At 64.4% G+C, this 18,681-nt stretch carries 13 protein-coding genes; 12 read left to right on the forward strand and 1 reads right to left on the reverse strand.

Going from position 1 to position 18,681, the window contains the following annotated elements:
* The first annotated feature begins 284 nt into the window (after positions 1-284).
* Genes ABEH28_RS02450 through ABEH28_RS02465 form a run of 4 tightly spaced genes read left to right on the forward strand, consistent with a single transcriptional unit; the run spans position 285 to position 9,326 of the window.
* Positions 285-1,559, forward strand: coding sequence for an efflux RND transporter periplasmic adaptor subunit (locus ABEH28_RS02450; RefSeq protein WP_346628977.1), 1,275 nt, complete (start codon positions 285-287; stop codon positions 1,557-1,559).
* Complete coding sequence (locus ABEH28_RS02455) at positions 1,556-4,786, forward strand: efflux RND transporter permease subunit (protein WP_346628978.1); 3,231 nt, start codon at positions 1,556-1,558, stop codon at positions 4,784-4,786. The genes ABEH28_RS02450 and ABEH28_RS02455 overlap by 4 nt, the downstream gene beginning before the upstream one ends.
* A complete protein-coding gene (locus ABEH28_RS02460) occupies positions 4,783-7,890 on the forward strand; it encodes an efflux RND transporter permease subunit (RefSeq protein ID WP_346628979.1) in 3,108 nt (1,035 codons plus the stop codon). Before ABEH28_RS02455 ends, ABEH28_RS02460 begins: the two co-directional genes overlap by 4 nt.
* A 17-nt stretch (positions 7,891-7,907) precedes the next feature.
* Positions 7,908-9,326 carry an efflux transporter outer membrane subunit gene (locus ABEH28_RS02465; RefSeq protein WP_346628980.1) on the forward strand — a complete coding sequence of 473 codons (1,419 nt, stop codon included), beginning with the start codon at positions 7,908-7,910 and terminating at the stop codon, positions 9,324-9,326.
* Between the two features lie 157 nt (positions 9,327-9,483).
* Here the strand turns inward: ABEH28_RS02465 and ABEH28_RS02470 are convergent, their stop codons facing one another.
* Positions 9,484-10,485: a GntR family transcriptional regulator gene (locus ABEH28_RS02470; protein ID WP_346628981.1), complete on the reverse strand. Its 1,002-nt coding sequence runs from the start codon at positions 10,483-10,485 to the stop codon at positions 9,484-9,486.
* A 332-nt stretch (positions 10,486-10,817) separates the two neighbouring features.
* Between ABEH28_RS02470 and ABEH28_RS02475 the strand changes: the two genes are divergently transcribed.
* The 8 genes from ABEH28_RS02475 to ABEH28_RS02510 are packed head-to-tail and all read left to right on the forward strand — an operon-like array spanning position 10,818 to position 18,626.
* Complete coding sequence (locus ABEH28_RS02475; RefSeq protein WP_346628982.1) at positions 10,818-12,203, forward strand: amidase; 1,386 nt, start codon at positions 10,818-10,820, stop codon at positions 12,201-12,203.
* Between the two features lie 26 nt (positions 12,204-12,229).
* A complete protein-coding gene (locus ABEH28_RS02480; protein ID WP_346628983.1) occupies positions 12,230-13,111 on the forward strand; it encodes a polysaccharide deacetylase in 882 nt (293 codons plus the stop codon).
* Positions 13,112-13,138: 27 nt separating this feature from the next.
* A complete protein-coding gene (locus ABEH28_RS02485) occupies positions 13,139-14,479 on the forward strand; it encodes an MFS transporter (RefSeq protein WP_282371672.1) in 1,341 nt (446 codons plus the stop codon).
* 38 nt (positions 14,480-14,517) lie between these two features.
* Entirely contained in the window at positions 14,518-15,279 is a 762-nt protein-coding gene (locus tag ABEH28_RS02490; RefSeq protein WP_346628984.1) for an SDR family oxidoreductase, read from the forward strand.
* Positions 15,280-15,339: 60 nt separating this feature from the next.
* A complete protein-coding gene (locus tag ABEH28_RS02495) occupies positions 15,340-16,086 on the forward strand; it encodes an SDR family NAD(P)-dependent oxidoreductase (protein WP_346628985.1) in 747 nt (248 codons plus the stop codon).
* A gap of 49 nt (positions 16,087-16,135) precedes the next feature.
* Positions 16,136-16,435: a hypothetical protein gene (locus ABEH28_RS02500; RefSeq protein ID WP_065989066.1), complete on the forward strand. Its 300-nt coding sequence runs from the start codon at positions 16,136-16,138 to the stop codon at positions 16,433-16,435.
* The gene (locus ABEH28_RS02505) at positions 16,432-17,436 is read left to right on the forward strand and encodes a GTP-binding protein (RefSeq protein WP_346628986.1); all 1,005 of its coding nucleotides are present in this window, start codon (positions 16,432-16,434) and stop codon (positions 17,434-17,436) included. Before ABEH28_RS02500 ends, ABEH28_RS02505 begins: the two co-directional genes overlap by 4 nt.
* A complete protein-coding gene (locus ABEH28_RS02510) occupies positions 17,433-18,626 on the forward strand; it encodes an extracellular solute-binding protein (protein WP_346628987.1) in 1,194 nt (397 codons plus the stop codon). The genes ABEH28_RS02505 and ABEH28_RS02510 overlap by 4 nt, the downstream gene beginning before the upstream one ends.
* Positions 18,627-18,681: the final 55 nt, after the last annotated feature.

Here is an 18,681-nt window from a genome sequence, read left to right on the forward strand (position 1 = left end):
GGGCCTCGCGAAGCCCGCCCGATGCACCCGCTGAATGTAAATTCTCTGCAAAGGTCGGGCTCGTCGCTTGTTCCTGCCGATCACGCAGGGCTAAATGTCGCAACAATTCGAAACACCTCAATCCGAACGTCAGCCTGCCGGCCAGGCGGCGCCTGCTGCACGACTGCAGCGCGCCGCGCGCATCGACGTCGCCTGGCGCAGCGTTTTGCACGCCATACCGATCCGCCCGGCAACGCGCTGGCCGACGGCTTCACTTTTGTCCCTTGGCCACAAAGAAGTAAACCATGACCCAGATTTCGGCAGCCCGCTCACGAAAGCGCCTTGTCCTTGCGCTCCTCATAGCCGTAGCCGTTGGGGCTGTTTATGTCTACTACCGGCACGCCTCCAACCCGACGCCATCGACCGATGCTGGCGCGACTGTTTCCGCCGGACCCGGTGGTCGCCACGGTGGGCCGGGCATGGCGGACCCCAACGCAGCGGTCAGCGTCGCAGTGGGCACAGCCGGTACGGCGGATGTTCCAGTGATTCAGCAGGCGCTCGGCACGGTCGTCCCCAACTATTCGGTCACCGTGACCAGTCGGGTCGACGGTGAGCTGATGGCCGTGTATTTCACCGAGGGCCAGTACGTCAAGAAGGGCCAGTTACTGGCGCAGATCGACCCCCGTGCCTATCAGGCCACTCTGGACCAATACCTGGGCGACATGGCCCAGAATCAGGCGCTGCTGAAAAGCGCGCAACTGACCGCCGAACGCTATAAGCGGCTGTTCGCCAAGGACTCCCTCGCCAAGCAGGACCTGGACACGCAGATCGCCACCGTCGGCCAGTACGCCGGCGCCGTGAAGGCCGATCAGGGCCAGATCGATGCGGCGAAACTCAATCTGCTGTACGCGAAAATCGTCTCGCCGATTGATGGCTACGTCGGCCTGCGGCTGGTGGATCCGGGCAACATCGTGTCGTCCAGCAGCACCACCGGCATCGTCACCGTGACCCAGACCAACCCGATCGCCGTGACCTTCAGCCTGCCCCAGGCGCAATTGGCGACCCTGCTGCCCAAGGTCCGCAAGGGCGAGCCGCTGAGCGTGCAGGCCCTCGATCAGTTGGGCAACACGCCGCTGGCCAACGGCGCGCTGAAATTCATCAGCAACGAAATCGACACCACCACCGGCAGCATCAAACTGAAGGCGCTGTTCGATAACCCCGCCGAGAAGCTCTACCCCAACCAGTTCGTCAACGTGAAGCTGACCACCGACACCCTGCACAACGCCGTGGTGGTGCCGTCGGCCGCCGTGCAATTGAGCAGCGACGGCGAGTTTCTGTATGTAGTGAAAGACGGCAAGGTCGCCCGCCGCAGCGTCAAGGTCGGCCCGGTCTTCGGCGAGCAAACAGTGATCAGCCAGGGCGTGGACAAGGGCGATCAGGTCGTCACCCGAGGTATCGATCATTTGCGTGACGGCAGCACGGTGACCATTGAGGCGGACAAACCGGCCGGCGCGGATGTCGCCGCATCCAGAACCCCTGCCGGCGCCACGCAGCCGGCTGCCGGCAACGCTGCCCCATGAATCCCTCAAGACTGTTTATCCAGCGCCCGGTGGCAACGGTGCTGCTGATGCTCGCGGTGATGCTGGCCGGTATTTTCGCGTATCGCCTGCTGTCGACCTCGGCGCTGCCGGAAGTGGACTACCCGACCATCCAGGTCACCACGCTGTACCCCGGCGCCAGCTCCAGCGTGCTGGCCTCGGCCGTGACTGCGCCGCTGGAGCGCCAGTTGGGGCAAATGTCGGGGCTGGCGCAAATGTACTCGACCAGTTCGGCCGGGGCGTCGGTGATTACCCTGAAATTCTCCCTGGATTTATCGTTGGATGTCGCTGAGCAGGAAGTGCAGGCGGCGATCAATGCCGCCGACAGCCTGCTGCCCACCGACCTGCCGAATCCGCCGACCTATAAGAAGGTCAACCCGGCCGACACCGCCGTGCTCACCCTTGCGGCGACATCGGACAGCCTGCCGCTGACCCGTGTGCAGGATCTGGTCAACACCCGTGTGGCGCTCAAGCTCTCGCAGATTTCCGGTGTCGGCATGGTCAGCCTGGCCGGCGGTCAGCAGCCCGCCGTGAAGATCGAAGTGAACCCCACCAGCCTGGCGGCCCACGGCCTGACCCTGGAAGATGTCTACGACAAGGTCAACGCCGCTAACGTCAATGGCTCCAAGGGTGGCTTCGATGGCCCGTCCCACTCCATCACCATCGACGCCAACGACCAGCTGCGCGATGCGGTTGAGTACAGCGAGCTGGTGCTGGCCTACGAGAACGGGGCGGCGCTGCGTCTGAAGGATGTCGCGACCACGTCCGAAGCGCCGCAGGATCAGTACCTGGGGGCCACGGCGAACGGGCAACCGGCGATTGTCATCGCGGTCCAGCGCCAGCCGGGTGCCAACGTCATCGACGTGGTCGACAGCATCAAGCAGAAGCTGGCGACCCTGCAAACGGCCTTGCCCGACTCGGTAAAGCTGACAGTCATCAGCGACCGCACCCAGACCATCCGCGCCTCGATCAAGGACGTGCAGATCGAGCTGTTGCTGTCCATCGGGCTGGTGGTGCTGGTGACCTTTGCGTTCCTCGGCAACTTCACCGCCACGCTGATCCCGAGCCTCGCGGTGCCGCTGTCGCTGATCGGCACCTTAGGCATCATGTACCTGGCCGGCTTCAGCGTGAACAACCTGACGCTGATGGCGCTGACCATCGCCACCGGTTTCGTCATCGACGACGCGATTGTGGTGGTGGAGAACATTTCCCGGCACCTGGAGGAGGGCGAAGAGCCCATGGCCGCCGCGCTGAAAGGCTCCCAGGAAATCGGCTTCACCATCATTTCCCTGACCTTCTCGCTGATTGCCGTACTGATCCCGCTGCTGTTCATGGGCGACGTGGTGGGTCGGCTGTTCCGCGAGTTCGCCATCACCCTGGCGGTGGCGATTCTGGTGTCGATGGTCGTGTCACTGACCCTTACGCCGATGCTCTGCGCGCATTTGCTGCGGCATGTGCCCGAGGCCGAAAAGGGCCGCTTCGCCGCCTGGGGCGATCGCCAGTACCAAAAGGTGCTGAACGGCTATGACCGGGGTCTGGTGTGGGTGCTCAATCACCAGCGTCTCACGCTGCTGGTGGCCGTCGGCACCGTGGCGCTCACCGGCTTTCTCTATCTGATAGTGCCGAAAGGGTTCTTCCCGACCCAGGACACCGGCCTGATTCAGGGCTTCACCCGTGCCTCCCAGGACGTTTCGTTCAGCGAGATGGCCCGTCGTCAGCAGGCGTTGGTGGAAGTGGTGCGTCAGGACCCGGCCGTGGAGTCGGTGTCGTCCACCATCGGCGTCGACGGCAGCAATGATTCGCTGAACAACGGCCGCCTGCAGATCGGCCTCAAGCCCTTCGACGACCGCGACGACACCGCGACCCAAGTCATCACCCGGCTTGAGAAATCCGCCAGCGCCGTGTCCGGCATTCAGTTGCATCTGGTGTCGTCCCAGGACCTGACCGTCGATGACCAACTGACCCCGAGCCAGTACCAGTTCACCCTCGACGACTCGGAGAGCGCGAATCTGTCGACGCTGACGCCCCGGCTGATCGAGAAATTGCAGCACCGCCCGGAAATGCGCGACGTCGTCGACAACCTGCAAGACCAGGGCCTGGTGGCGTACGTCGAGCTGAACCGGGCGGCCGCCATGCGCTACGGCATCAGCGCCTCCGACGTCGATACCGCGCTGTACAACGCCTTCGGCCAGCGGCTTATTTCGACCATTTTCACCCAGTCCAACCAGTACCGCGTGGTGTTGCAGGTGCCGGGGCAGTTCCAGCAATCCCTGGCGGCGTTCGACAACATCTATCTGGCGGCGGCGACCGGTTCTGCCACGACGACGGCCAGCACGACATCGGGCACGTCTTCGAGCACCTCCACCCAGAGCACGTCATCCAGTTCGACCACCACCACCGGCACCCCGGCGCAAATGGTGCGCCTGACGGACATCGCCAAGGTCGGCCAGCGCACCGGTTCGCTGTCCCTCAGCCGCCTGGACCAGTTCCCGGCCGTGACGGTGTCGTTCAACCTGGCAGACGGCTATTCCCTGGAGCAGGCGCAGCAGGCCATCAGCGAGGTGATGACCGAGCTGAATGCGCCGACCAGCATTACCCTGCGTTACCAGGGCGCGGCCGAAGCGTTTCAGACCGCCACGGGCAACACGCTGTGGCTGATCCTGGCGGCGCTGGTCACCATGTACATCGTGCTGGGCATGCTGTACGAGAGCTTCATCCATCCGGTGACGATTCTCTCGACGCTGCCCTCGGCGGCGATCGGCGCCTTGCTGGCGTTGCTGCTGACCGGCACCGAATTCAGCCTGATCGCGCTGATCGGCGTGGTGCTGTTGATCGGGATCGTCAAGAAGAACGCGATCATGATGATCGACTTCGCCCTGGAGGGCCGTCAGCACCAGCGCCTCAACGCCCGGGACGCCATTCACCGGGCCGCGCTGCTGCGCTTGCGGCCGATTCTGATGACCACGCTGGCGGCGCTGTTCGGCGCGTTGCCGCTGATGCTCGCCACCGGGGCCGGAGCTGAACTGCGTCGACCGCTGGGGCTGGTGATCGTCGGCGGGCTGTTGCTCAGCCAGGTGCTGACGCTGTTCACCACACCGGTGATCTACCTGATGTTTGATCGCCTGTCCGAGCGGGCCAGGGCGCGCTTCACGCGGGGCAGCAATCGGGGCAGCACCCCGAATGGCGATCAGAGCAGTACGCGGCCATGAATCTGTCTCGGCTGTTTATCCGCCGTCCGGTGGCGACGCTGTTGCTGAGCCTGAGCATCACCCTGGCCGGCATTCTCGGTTACACGCTGTTGCCGGTGGCGCCGCTGCCCCAGGTGGATTTCCCGACGATCATGGTCAGCGCCTCGCTGCCCGGTGCCAGCCCGGAAACCATGGCCGCCACGGTGGCCACGCCGCTGGAGCGCAGTCTCGGGCAGATCGCCGGCATCACCGAGATGACGTCCACCAGCAGCCAGGGATCGACCACGTTGATTCTGCAGTTCGAACTGGATCGCGACATCAATGGCGCCGCCCGGGATGTGCAGGCCGGCATCAACGCCGCGCGCAGTCTGCTGCCCAGTTCGATGCCGTCGCTGCCCACGTACCGCAAAGCCAATCCGTCCGAGGCGCCGGTATTGATGCTGGCGCTGACCTCCTCGACACGCAGCCCCGGCGAGCTTTACGACCTGGCCTACAGCAAGTTGCAGCAGAAGATCGCCCAGGTGAACGGCGTGGGCGAGGTGTCGGTGCGGGGCGGCGCCTTGCCGGCCGTGCGCATCGACGTTCAGCCCAACCTGCTCAACCACGCCGGCATTTCCCTGGAGGCCGTGCGGCAGACGATCAACGACGCCACCAAGGCCAAGCCAAAGGGCATTCTCCAAGGGGAAGGGCAGAGCTGGGTCATCGACGGCAATGACCAGATCGACAAGGCCGCCGATTACCAGGACCTGGTCATCACCTACGAGAACGGCGCCGCTGTGCGTCTGCGCGATGTAGCCAACGTCTACGATTCGGTGGAAGACACCTTCGTCGGCGGCTATTACAACGGCCAGCCCTCGGTGACCCTGGGGGTGACCCGCCAGGCCGGCGCCAACATGCTCAAGACCATCGACAGCATCAAGGCGCTGATGCCCGAGTTGCAGCGGGAAATTCCCGGTGACGTGCAGCTGATCAGCGTCATCGACCGTGGCCCGACCGTGCGTTCGTCCCTGCATGACACCGAAGAAACCCTGCTGATCGCCACCTTGCTGGTGATCGCCGTGGTCTTCGTGTTTTTGCGCAACCTGCGCGCGACGCTGATTCCGGCGGTGGTGCTGCCGGTGTCGCTGATTGGCACCTGCTCGATCATGTACCTGCTGGGTTATAGCCTCGATAACCTGTCGCTGATGGCGCTGATCATTTGCACCGGTTTTGTAGTGGACGACGCAATCGTGGTGCTGGAAAACATCGCCCGCTATCAGGAGCAAGGCATGCGTCCGCTGCGTGCGGCGCTGATGGGCACCCGCGAAGTCGGCTTCACGGTGCTGTCCATGACCCTGTCGCTGATCGCGGTGTTCATTCCGATCCTACTGATGGGCAGCATCGTCGGGCGGCTGTTCCGGGAGTTCGCGGTGACCTTGAGCATTGCGCTGGGCTTGTCGATGCTGGTGTCCCTGAGCCTGACCCCGGTGCTCTGCGTCCTGCTGCTGCGCCAGCCCGCCCATGACGCCCGCGAGCCGCGGCTTTATCGCTGGATTGAAGCCGGCATTGCGCGGATGCAGGGCGCCTACCTCACGGCCTTGGCCTGGGTCATGCGCCATCGGCTGCTGACCATGTTCAGCCTGCTGCTGACCGTGGGGCTCAACGTGTACCTGTACGCCACGGTGCCAAAAGGGTTTTTCCCGGCCCAGGACACGGGTGTTCTGATGGGCGCCGTGCGGGCCGACCAGAACATTTCCTTTCAGGCCCTCAAGCCGCATTTGCTGCAGATCGCCCATGACCTGGCGGCCGATCCCGACGTCGAGGCGGTGATGTCGTCGACCGGCAGCGGGCGGGCAGGGTCGCGCAACACCGGCGACTTCTTCATTCGGCTCAAGGACTACAAGCAGCGCACCAGCAGCGCCGCAGCGGTGGCGAACCGGCTGACCCGGGCGAACAACAAGGTGGCGGGGATTCAGGTGTTTCTGATGCCCGCCGAGGACATTCGTGTGGGCGGGCGCAGCGCCAACGCCACCTACCAGTTCAGCCTGCAGGCCGATGATCTGGACCTGCTGCGGGTGTGGGAACCGAAGGTCGAGGCGGCGCTGCGGGCATTGCCGCAACTGACCGGTATCGACTCGGACTCCCAGACCGGCGGCCAGGAGATGAAACTGCACATCGACCGTGCCGCCGCGAGCCGGCTGGGAGTGAGCGTCAGCGACATCGACGACCTGCTGAACAACGCCTACAGCCAGCGGCAGGTGGCGACCTTGTACAAAACGTTGAACCAGTACCACGTCATCATGGGCCTGGACCCGGTGTACACCCAGGACGCGACGATGCTTGACCGCATGTACGTGATCAACGCCGATAACCAGCAAGTGCCGCTGACCGCGTTTGCTACCTTCAGTCCGGACAATGCGCCGCTGGCCGTGGCGCATCAGGGTCAATCGGCGACCAGCACCATCGCCTTCAACCTGCAGGACGGCGTTTCTCTGGAGCAGGCCACGGCGGCCATTAATGCGGCCGTCGACAAGGTCGGCTTGCCCCGGGATATCCAGTACGGTTTTGCCGGGACAGCTCAGGCTTACGCCGCGCTCGCGGCCAGCATGCCGTGGTTGATCGGCGCGGCGTTGCTGGCGGTGTACATCGTGTTGGGGGTCTTGTACGAAAGTTACATCCACCCGCTGACGATTCTGTCGACCTTGCCGTCGGCGGGGGTCGGCGCGTTGCTGCTGCTCAAGGCGGTGAACATGCAACTGACGGTCATCGCCCTGATCGGCATTCTGTTGCTGATCGGCATCGTCAAAAAGAACGCCATCATGATGATCGACTTCGCCCTGATGGCCGAGCGCGACCGCAAGATGTCGCCTGAGCAAGCCATCATTGAAGCCTGTCGCATGCGCTTCCGGCCCATCATGATGACCACGCTGGCCGCCTTTTTCGGCGCTTTGCCACTGGCCCTCGGCAGCGGCGGCGATGCCGACCTGCGCAAGCCGCTGGGCGTGGCGATTGCTGGCGGCCTGGTGCTGAGCCAGTTGCTGACCCTGTTTACCACCCCGGTGGTGTACCTCTATCTCGATCGCCTGAGCCGTTCTTCGCGGCGTTTCTGGCACACGCGTATCCGCCGCACTCACGTGCCCGGCTGACTGACAAGGTTGAATGAATGAACGCTGCGCTGCCGTCCCGTCTGTCCATCGCTCTGCTGCTGACCGGCACCCTGTTGACGGGCTGCATGGTTGGCCCTGACTACCAGAAACCCAGTGCGCCGATCTCCGCCACCTTCAAGGAAGCCCAGGGCTGGAAGGCGGCGAGCCCCCAGGACGAGTTGCCCAAGGGGCCGTGGTGGGCGCTTTATCAGGACCCGCAACTGGATGCGCTGGTGTCCCAGGTGCAGCTCAATAACCAGAACGTCGCGGTCTACGCCGCGCAATACCAACAGGCCCTGGCGCTGGTGCGTCAGTCCCGCGCCGAAGAATTCCCGACGTTGACCGGCACCGGGGCGAGCAGCCGCAGTGAGTCCGCCAGCGGCTCGTCGTCCAGCGGGGCAGGGGGTGTGAGCAAGGTGCATTCGGCCACCCTGGACCTGAGTTGGGAGGCTGACATCTGGGGCAGACTGCGCCGCACCAACGAACAGGACCGCGCCAGCTCACAGGCCAGCGCTGCCGACCTGGCCAACGCCACTCTCAGCGCGCAATCTTCCCTGGCGCAGGATTACTTCCAGCTGCGCCTGCTGGACCGGCGTATCGCGCTGTACCGCGAGACCATTGCCGGTTACGAGCGTTACCTGCAAATCATCCAGAACAAGTACGACGAGCAGATCTCGTCGCGGGCCGATCTGGCGACGGGCAAAACCCAATTGCAGAGCGCCCAGGCCTCGATGCTCGACTTGCAGTGGCAACGCGCACAGTACGAGCACGCCATCGCGTTGCTGATGGGCAAACCGCCGGCGGACTTCTCCCTCGCCGCAGACCCGGCCTGGCAGTACCACGTGCCCGGCGTGCCGTTGGGTGTGCCCAGTCGCTTGCTGGAACGTCGCCCGGACATCGCCGCCGCCGAACGGCAAATGGCCGCTGCCAATGCCGCGGTCGGGGTGGCAACGGCGGCGTATTACCCGGACCTGACGCTGAGCGCCAGTGGCGGCTACCAGAGTTCCACCCTGAGCAACCTGTTCTCGCTGCCCAACCGCTTCTGGTCGATCGGCCCGAGCCTGACCGGCACGATTCTCGATTTTGGCGCCACCCGTGCCAGCGTTGAACAGGCCCGTCATGCCTACGACGCCACAGTCGCGACCTATCGCCAGACCGTGTTGACCGGTCTGGGCGAAGTCGAGGATTACCTGGTCGAACTGCGCACCCTGGAGCCGGAGCTGGAAGCCCGACGCAATTCCGCGCAGTCGGCGGAAGATTCCGCAGCGGTGAGTCGCGACCAGTACGAAGCCGGCGTCATCGACTACCTCGACGTCGCCACCACCCAGGCCACCAGCCTGAACGAACGCCAGACCCTGCTCAATCTGGTGGCCACGCAGTTGATCACCAGTGTTCAGCTGCAGGCAGCGCTGGGTGGCTCGTGGGTGACAGAGTGATTTTCAGGCGGGTGCTGCTGATTCGGTGTCGGCTGCTTTTGATTGGTAGGACCGGCTTCAGCCGGGAAGAGGCCGGTGTGTGCGCCATCAATTCTGCGGTGTTGCCGCTGGCGCCTTCCCGGCTGAAGCCGGTCCTACTCTGCACATTCCCGCTTCTTCAGCTGAGTCGGGTCAGATACGCCGGGACGGGTTGTTCAGGCAGTACCGACAGGACTTTCAGCCGCTGCAGCATCCGCTGACGGGCACGGTTGAGGTGTTCCTTGAGGTTCAGCGCGGCCGCATCAAACGCGCCGTGCAGCAGTAATTCGAGGATCAACCGATGCTCGGCGAGCATCGCTTCGTCGGGGCCGATGCCCAACTGACTGTAGAAAATCCGGCTGATGATCATCGGGCTCTGGCCCTGGCGGATCAGCGTCGCAATCTTGCGGTTGCTGATGCCCGCCAGGCAGTGGTGATGCAGGTCTTCTTCCAGTCGCTCGATGTCTGCCAGGCTGCACTGCGGATTGTTCTGCGCGGCTTCAACTCGCGCGAGCATGGCGGCCAGGTCGTCGCGACTCAAGCTTGGCGCGGTCTGACGCAGCGCCTCGGGCTCCAGGCAGGCCCGCAGCTCGTAATCCTCAGTCACTTCCCGAGCGGTAAGCGGCCCGGCCAGCCACTGGGAGTAAGGCTCCTTCTCCACCAGCCCCCGGTCACGCAAACGCATCAGCGCCTCGCGCACCACGGCCCGGCTGACGCCATAGTGCTCGGCGGCAATTTGCTCATCGAGCCGGTAATGACCGAACGCGATACAGGTCGATAACGCCGCACCGATTTCCTCGAAAATCCGTTCGCCGAGGGGACGCGTGTCCACCAGCTCTTCACTGCTATCGAGGCCCAATTGATGGTGGGTCAGGGCCAGGCGCACTGGCTGTACGTCGTTGCCGTTGGGATTGACCAGATAACCGCGCCCATCAAACCGACTGATCAGGCCTTCTCCATGGAGCATATCCAGCGCCCGACGCACCGGCACCCGACTGGTGCCGAACAGCTCTGCCAGCGGCGCTTCGAGCAGCACCAGGCCTTCAACCACGTCACCGTTGACGATGGCATCGCGCAGGACCTGTCGGATCGTGGCGTAGCGGGACGCAGTGCGGGAATCCTCGGCGGACATCGATTTCATACACTTCTCGGAAGGCGGGCGGGGATTCTCGCACAAGACAGCGCGTCAATGAGGGCCACGGCAGAGCGCACGGTATTGGAGCTGTTGTTACTTTTCTGCACTAAAACGTACCTTTGCATAACTATCCATCCTTGATGGCATACCTGTGATGACGCTTACAGTCCTGCGCACCACCTCGTGCTTTAAAATTGGACGAGGTATCTAGCCCGGGGCTCTTGGCCCGCATGCCCACGCAATCATTGCTCCGCGAATCAAGGTACTCAGACTCTGGCACGCTTTCTGCCTTTAAGAAATGTACATTCTCCAAATATGTACATTAAAGGGTAGATGAAATGTCCGACGCTCGCTTCCCGGATCCGACACTCGCCGATGCGCTGGCCATGGCCGAAGCGTTCGCCAACGGAACGAACGACCCGGTGCAGGCCCTGGACGCAGCGCTGGCGAAGGCTGCCGCCGTCGATGACGTGTTCATCTCTTTCTCCACCCCCCGGGCACGCCGCGAAGCAGAAGCCTCGGCGGCACGCTGGAAGGCCGGGCAACCGGCGAGCGCTCTGGACGGCGTGCCCATCGCCTGGAAGGACTTGTTCGATCTCGCTGGCAGCCCGACCACCGCCGGCGCCGCGCTGCGCCGTGAATACGCGCCGGCGCTGCTGGATGCGCAGAGCGTCGGCCTGCTGTCACGGGCCGGGATGGTCAGTGTCGGCAAAACCAACCTCAGTGAATTCGCCTACTCGGGTCTGGGCCTGAACCCCCATTTCGGCACGCCGCATAATCCCCTCGGGCATGACCAGCCGCGCATTCCCGGCGGTTCGTCGTCAGGCTCCGCGGTGGCAGTTGCAGCGGGTATTGTGCCCATCGCCATGGGCACCGACACGGCCGGCTCGATCCGCATTCCGGCTGCCTTCAACGGCCTGGTGGGCTTTCGCAGCAGTTGCCGCCGCTACAGCCGCGACGGGGTCTTCCCCCTTGCGCACACCCTCGACAGCCTCGGCCCGCTGACCCGCAGCGTGCGCGATGCGGTCGCCATTGACGACATCCTGCGGGGTCGCACAAAACCGACCTCTTTGCTGCCGCGCCCGTTGGCCGGCCAGCGGTTCCGGGTCGATCAGGCTGTTCTTGAGGACGACCGCGTCGAGCCATCTGTGCGCGACAACCTGTTGCGCTGTGTGAGCGCGATGCAGGCCCAGGGCGCGCTGATCGAGGTGCGTCCTTCGCCGGCGTTTCAAGCCACGCTTGATCTGATCCAGCAGCAAGGCTGGCTCGGCGCGGCAGAAGCCTTCGCCCTGCATCAGCCCTTGCTCGACAGCGAGGCGGCCGCGCAACTCGACCCTCGCGTACGACGCCGGCTTGAAGCGGCGCGGGCATTTCCGGCCAGCCACTTGATCAACCTCTACAGCGCTCGCGAGCGGCTGCAACAACAGATGAGCGACGAACTCGATGGCGCCTTTCTGATCACCCCGAGCGTGGCCCATGTGGCGCCGCCGCTTGCGCCGTTGCTGAGCGACGACGACCTGTTTACCCGCACCAACCTGGGCACGTTGCGCCTGACCATGCCGGGCAGTCTGCTGGACATGCCGGGCGTGTCGCTGCCCAGTGGCTGCGACGCCCTTGGCCTGCCCACCGGCCTGTTGATCAGCGCGCCGAGTGGCGAAGACTCACGTTTATTGCGCGCAGCGCTGGCCGTTGAAGCGGCGTTGCGCATGTTCCAAAACCAATGACCCGATAACTCCGCTGGAGAACGATGATGGCTAAAGAAATTCTGTGCGCCTTCGGTGTCGACGTAGACGCCGTGGCAGGCTGGTTGGGTTCGTACGGTGGCGAGGATTCGCCGGATGACATTTCCCGTGGCCTGTTCGCGGGGGAGGTTGGTGCGCCGCGCCTGCTCAAGCTGTTCGAGCGCTACGGCCTGCGCACCACCTGGTTCGTGCCCGGTCACTCGATGGAGACCTTTCCCGAGCAGATGAAGGCCGTGTTCGACGCCGGTCACGAAATCGGGGTCCACGGCTACAGCCACGAAAACCCGATCGCCATGACGCCCGAGCAGGAAGAAATCGTCCTCGACAAATCCATCGAGCTGATCACCCAGATGACCGGCAAACGCCCGACCGGCTACGTCGCGCCGTGGTGGGAGTTCAGCAAGGTGACCAACGAGTTGCTGCTCAAGAAAGGCATCAAGTACGACCACAGCCTGATGCACAACGACTTCCATCCGTACTACGTGCGCGTGGGCGACAGCTGGACCAAGATCGATTACACCCAGCACCCCGACACCTGGATGAAACCGCTGGTGCGCGGTGAGGAAACCGACCTGGTGGAGATCCCGGCGAACTGGTACCTCGACGACCTGCCGCCGATGATGTTCATCAAAAAGGCGCCCAACAGCCACGGTTTCGTCAACCCGCGCCATCTGGAAGAGATGTGGCGCGATCAGTTTGACTGGGTCTACCGCGAGCACGAACACGCCGTGTTCACCATGACCATTCACCCGGACGTCTCCGGGCGCCCGCAAGTGCTGCTGATGCTGGAGCGTCTGATCGAGCACATCCAGAGCCACGCAGGCGTCAAGTTCGTCACCTTCGACGAAATCGCCGACGACTTCGTCCGCCGTCATCCGCGCCACAGCTGATAGCCCCTTCATTCCGAGGCGTGACCCATGTCCATTTACAACAAGCTTGATCTGACTGGCTGGAAACCCCGGCAACTGACTTCCGAAGAAGTCCGCTACGCCACCTGGATCGCGTTCTTCGCGTGGGTCTTTGCGGTGTACGACTTCATCCTGTTCGGCACCTTGCTGCCGGAAATCGGCCGGCACTTTCAGTGGGGCGAAGCGGAGCAGGCGGAAATCGCCACCTGGGCCGCGGTCGGCACGGCGGTCATCGCGCTGGCCATCGGTCCGTTGGTGGATCGCCTCGGCCGACGCATGGGCATCATTTTCACGGTCACCGGTTCCGCGATCTGCTCGGCGCTGACGGCGCTGGGCGGGTCATGGGGCAAATCGCCGTTGATCCTGATCCGTTCTTTGAGCGGGCTGGGCTATGCCGAAGAAACCGTTAACGCCACATACCTCAGCGAAATTTATGCGGCCTCCGAGGACCCGCGTCTGGCCAAGCGGCGTGGCTTCATTTACAGCCTGGTGCAAGGCGGCTGGCCGGTCGGTGCGCTGATCGCCGCCGGTTTGACCGCTGTGCTGCTGCCGATCATCGGCTGGCAGGGCTGCTTCGTCTTCGCCGCCATCCCTGCGCTGGTAATTGCGTTCATGGCGCGCAAGCTCAAGGAAAGCCCGCAGTTCCAGATTCACCAGCGCATCACCCAGCTGCGCAAGGCCGGCGACGCCGAGCAGGCCAAACAAGTGGCAATGACCTACGGCGTGGATTACGAAGAGCATCGCACCGCCGGCATCGGCGCAGCGTTCCGTGGCACCTCGCGCCGGGCGACCCTGGTGATCGGCGCGGCGATCCTGCTCAACTGGGCGGCGATTCAGGTGTTCAGCGTGCTGGGCACCTCGGTCATCGTCAGCGTTCACCACATCTCCTTCGAGAATTCGCTGATCATCCTGGTGCTGTCCAACCTGGTGGGCTACTGCGGCTACCTCAGCCACGGCTGGATGGGCGACAAGATCGGCCGGCGCAACGTCATCGGCCTGGGCTGGATGCTCGGCGGTCTGTCGTTCACCGGCATGCTCTTCGGCCCCAGCAACATGCCCACGGTGGTCGGTCTGTACAGCCTCGGGCTGTTCTTCCTGATCGGTCCGTATTCCGCCGCCCTGTTTTTCATCAGCGAAAGCTTCCCGACCAGCATCCGCGCCACCGGCGGCGCGATCATCCACGCCATGGGCCCGATTGGCGCCGTGGTCGCCGGTTTTGGCGCGACCTCGGTCCTGAGTGCCGGCGGCGACTGGCAGACCTCGGCGCTGTATTTCGGTGCCGTGCCGTGCTTTCTGTCCGGCGTGTTGATGTTCGCCGCCCGCCACGTGCGCCCCGAAACCGTCCAATAGCAACCGTCCGATAGAAACCGTCCAATAAGGAACTGAACATGATTCGCAGAGTAGCGTTGATTACCGGGGCCGCCAGCGGGATCGGCCAGGCCCTGGCGGTGGCGTTCGCGCACAAGGGCGTCGCGGTGGTGGGCGGCTATTACCCGGCCGACCCCCATGACCCGGAGATCACCGCGCAGATGGTCGCCGACGTCGGTGGCGAATGCCTGATGGCGGAGCTGGACGTCACTCAAACGGCCTCGGTTGATGCCCTGGCCGAGCAGGCCATCAGCCGCTTCGGCCGCATCGATTACGCCGTCGCCAATGCCGGACTGCTGCGTCGCGCGCCGTTGCTGGAGATGACCGACGCGCGCTGGAACGAGATGCTCGATGTCGATCTCACCGGCGTGATGCGCACCTTTCGCGCAGCGGCTCGGCACATGGGCGAGGGCGGCTCGATGGTGGCGATTTCGTCGATTGCCGGGGGCGTCTATGGCTGGCAGGACCACGCCCACTACGCTGCGGCCAAAGCCGGGGTGCCGGGGCTGTGCCGTTCGCTGGCGGTGGAACTGGCGCCCCGGGGGATTCGCTGCAACGCGGTGATTCCGGGTTTGATCGAAACGCCGCAATCGCTGGACAGCAAAAATTCACTGGGGCCGGAGGGCCTTGCCAAAGCGGCCCGTGCCATCCCGCTGGGCCGTGTCGGCCGGGCCGATGAAGTCGCTTCGCTGGTGCGATTCCTGTGCAGCGAGGAGTCCAGTTATCTCACCGGGCAAAGCATCGTCATCGATGGCGGCCTGACCGTGCGGTGGCCGGAGTAGGGCGCAGCGCTGATCCGCTGTTGATCGCGCTACAGGCGCTGGACTGAAAGAGGAAACACCATGCAACTGAAAAGCAAGCGCGCTGTGATCACGGGCGCCGGCAGCGGGATCGGTGCTGCCATCGCCCGCGCGTTCGCCGAGCAGGGCGCGCGGCTGGTCTTGGCCGACCGCGACGCCGTTACCCTGGCGACGACCGCTCAGGCCTGTCGCTCATTAGGTGCCCAAGTGGTCGAAAGCGTGGCCGATGTCGGCACCGTCGAGGGCGCGCAGGCCGGTGTCGATGCCTGCGTCGAGCACTTTGGCGGCATCGATATTCTGGTCAACAACGCCGGGATGCTGACCCAGGCGCGCTGTGTCGACCTGACCCTGGACATGTGGAATGACATGCTGCGCGTGGACCTGACCAGCGTGTTCATCGCCAGTCAGCGCGCCTTGCCGCACATGCTGGCGCAGCGCTGGGGACGCATCATCAACGTCGCGTCACAGTTGGGCATCAAGGGCGGCGCCGAGTTGACCCATTACGCCGCCGCCAAGGCCGGGGTGATCGGCTTTACCAAATCCCTTGCCCTGGAAGTGGCCAAGGACAACGTGCTGGTCAACGCCATCGCACCCGGGCCGATCGAAACACCGCTGGTGGCCGGTATCAGCAGCGCCTGGAAAACCGCCAAGGCGGCCGAGCTGCCCCTGGGGCGCTTTGGTCTGGCGGAAGAAGTTGCGCCCGTCGCGGTGCTGCTCGCCAGCGAGCCCGGCGGCAATCTGTTCGTCGGCCAGACCCTGGGGCCGAATTCCGGTGATGTGATGCCGTGATGCCCAAGTACAAAGAACAGAGCCGCGAATAAAACAGGAGCGAATAATCATGTGTGGACTCTGCGGCCTGCTGGGCGAAGACGTGCACTGGAGCGACCCGCTGGGCGACGAACTGCCCCGTCGCCGCGAACGCCTGCGCCGGATTGCCGCGATCAACAAGGTGGTCGCGCCGTTCCGCCTGAAGGTCGAGGACTTTCAGGGCGTCTCCTACCTCCTGCTCGGCGCCACCGGCAAGCAGGAACTGGCGAGCGGCCTCGATCAATTGTGGCAACGGGCCGAGCAGTTGATCGGACGCCCGCTGGATCCGCTGGATGAACGACTGCTGGACCACCTGGAGCAGCACCCATGAGCATCGCGCTGAACGTCATCACCGGTTTTCTCGGCAGTGGCAAGACCACCTTGCTCAAGCGCCTGCTGCAGGGCGAAACCCTCGGCGACACGGCGCTGCTGATCAATGAGTTCGGCGACGTCGGCATTGATCACCTGCTGGTGGAAGAGGTGGCGCCGGACACCGTCCTGCTGCCCAGCGGCTGCGTCTGTTGTTCGATTCGGGGCGAATTGCGCGACGCGCTGACCGACTTGCTCCAGCGCCGCGCCCGGGGCGAAGTGCCGGCGTTTCGACGCATCCTCCTGGAAACCACGGGGCTGGCCGATCCGGCGCCCATTCTGGCGACGATCAACAATGATCCGCACCTGCGCGGCCGTGTTCACATCGGATTGGTGGTGACGGTGGTCGACGCCAGCCATGCCGCGCTGCAGGAACGCCTGCACCCGGAATGGATGGCCCAGGTCGGGGCCGCCGACCGGTTGCTGATAAGCAAGACCGACGTCGCCGACGAAGACGCGCTGCAGGCGTTGCAGCGGCGTTTGCAGTCGATCAATCCCGCACCGGTGCTGACCACGGATGCCATTCAGAGCGGCGATCAACTGCTGCTCGGTGACGGGCTGCACAGCAGTGATCCCGCCCAGGAGGTCGCGCGCTGGCAGCTGATGGGCACGCGCTCGACAGCCGCCCGCCACGGTGAGGCGCAGGTCTGCTGCCTGACCTTTGAACGCCCGCTGGATTGGGTCGCCTTCGGGGTCTGGCTGTCCATGCTGCTAAGATGCCACGGCGAACGAATCCTGCGCGTCAAAGGACTGCTCAACGTGAACAACAGCCACGCCCCCGTCGTCATCCATGGCGTGCAGCATTGTCTGCACGCGCCGGTGCACCTGCCTTCATGGCCCGGCGACGACCATCGTTCGCGGCTGGTATTCATCGTGCGCGGGCTGGACACCGCGCTGCTGCGCCGCTCGTTCGAGGTGTTCAGTGAACGCCTGGCGCCGGCGCCCCGGGAAGCGCTGGCATGACCGTGACGCTGAGGGTACTGGGCACTTCGGTGACGCTGCTTGAATCCCTGCGGGTTCGCGCCGAAGCAGACCTCGGTATCAAGCTGGTCTATCAGGTGCATGACGTGCAGACCGCCCAGCGCATCGCGGTCATGCAGCCCGACAGTTACGACCTCTATGACCAGTGGTTCCACAACGTGGATTTCGTCTGGCCCGCCCGCGCCATTCAGCCCATCGACACCCGCCGTGTTGCCCTGTGGCACGAAATCAACGACCTGCCCAAACGCGGCAGGCTGTCGGCCAGTGACCGCCTCGGCAGCGGCAGCGTGCCCAGCGAGCGCCTTTTTGTGCAGCACGACGGCAGCCTCGGCAGCGCGGTGAGTGAGCGCATCAGCATGTTGCCACTGACCCACAACGCCGACAGTTTCGCCTATCGTCCCGAGCGCCTTCCCGCCGGCTTCAGCTCGGCGGACGAGAGCTGGGGCTGGCTGGTCGATCCGGCCTGGTGCGGGCGGGTGGCCCTGCAAAGTGACGCGGCCATCGGCGCACTCGACGCCGCGCTCGCCGTGCAAGGCGCAGGGCTGGCGCAGTTCCGCGACATCGGCAACCTGAGCATCGAAGAGATCGACGTGCTCGCCGACATCCTTGTGCGCAAGCAGGGGCAGGGCATGTTCGGCGCGTTCTGGTCAGACGATGAAGAAGCGGCGGAGCTGATGTTGCATCCGACAATCGACATCCAGAGCTTATGGTCGCCGACCCTGGTGCGCTTGCATCGGGCCGGCGTGAAATACCGCGTCGCCGTCCCGCGCGAGGGTTATCGCGGCTGGTTCGGCGGGTTGTCCCTGTCGCGCCATACCAAGGGCCCGGTACTCGATGCGGCCTACGCCTACCTCAACTGGTGGCTGTCCGGCTGGCCCGGAGCGGTGATGGCCCGCCAGGGTTATTACATCGGCAACCCGGCCCGCAGCCGCGAACACCTGAGCGCGGCCGAGTGGGATTACTGGTACGCCGGACTGCCCGCCCGGGAACAACTCATGGGCAGCGACGGCCTGCCGCTGATCGACATCGGCGAAGTGCGCGATGGCGGCTCCTACGAGCAGCGCATGGGCCACATCGCGGTGTGGAATGCGGTCATGGATGAGCACAACTACCTGGTGCGCCGCTGGGGGGACATCTCCCGGGCCGGCAGCAAGGGCTCGCGCAGGCAGTGAAGCCCTCGCGCGAGCCGCAAGCCGGGGCGTGGCGGACCGCTGCGGCGGCGTCCCT

This window comes from Pseudomonas sp. Ps21-P2 (assembly GCF_039672565.1).
GTDB lineage: Bacteria > Pseudomonadota > Gammaproteobacteria > Pseudomonadales > Pseudomonadaceae > Aquipseudomonas.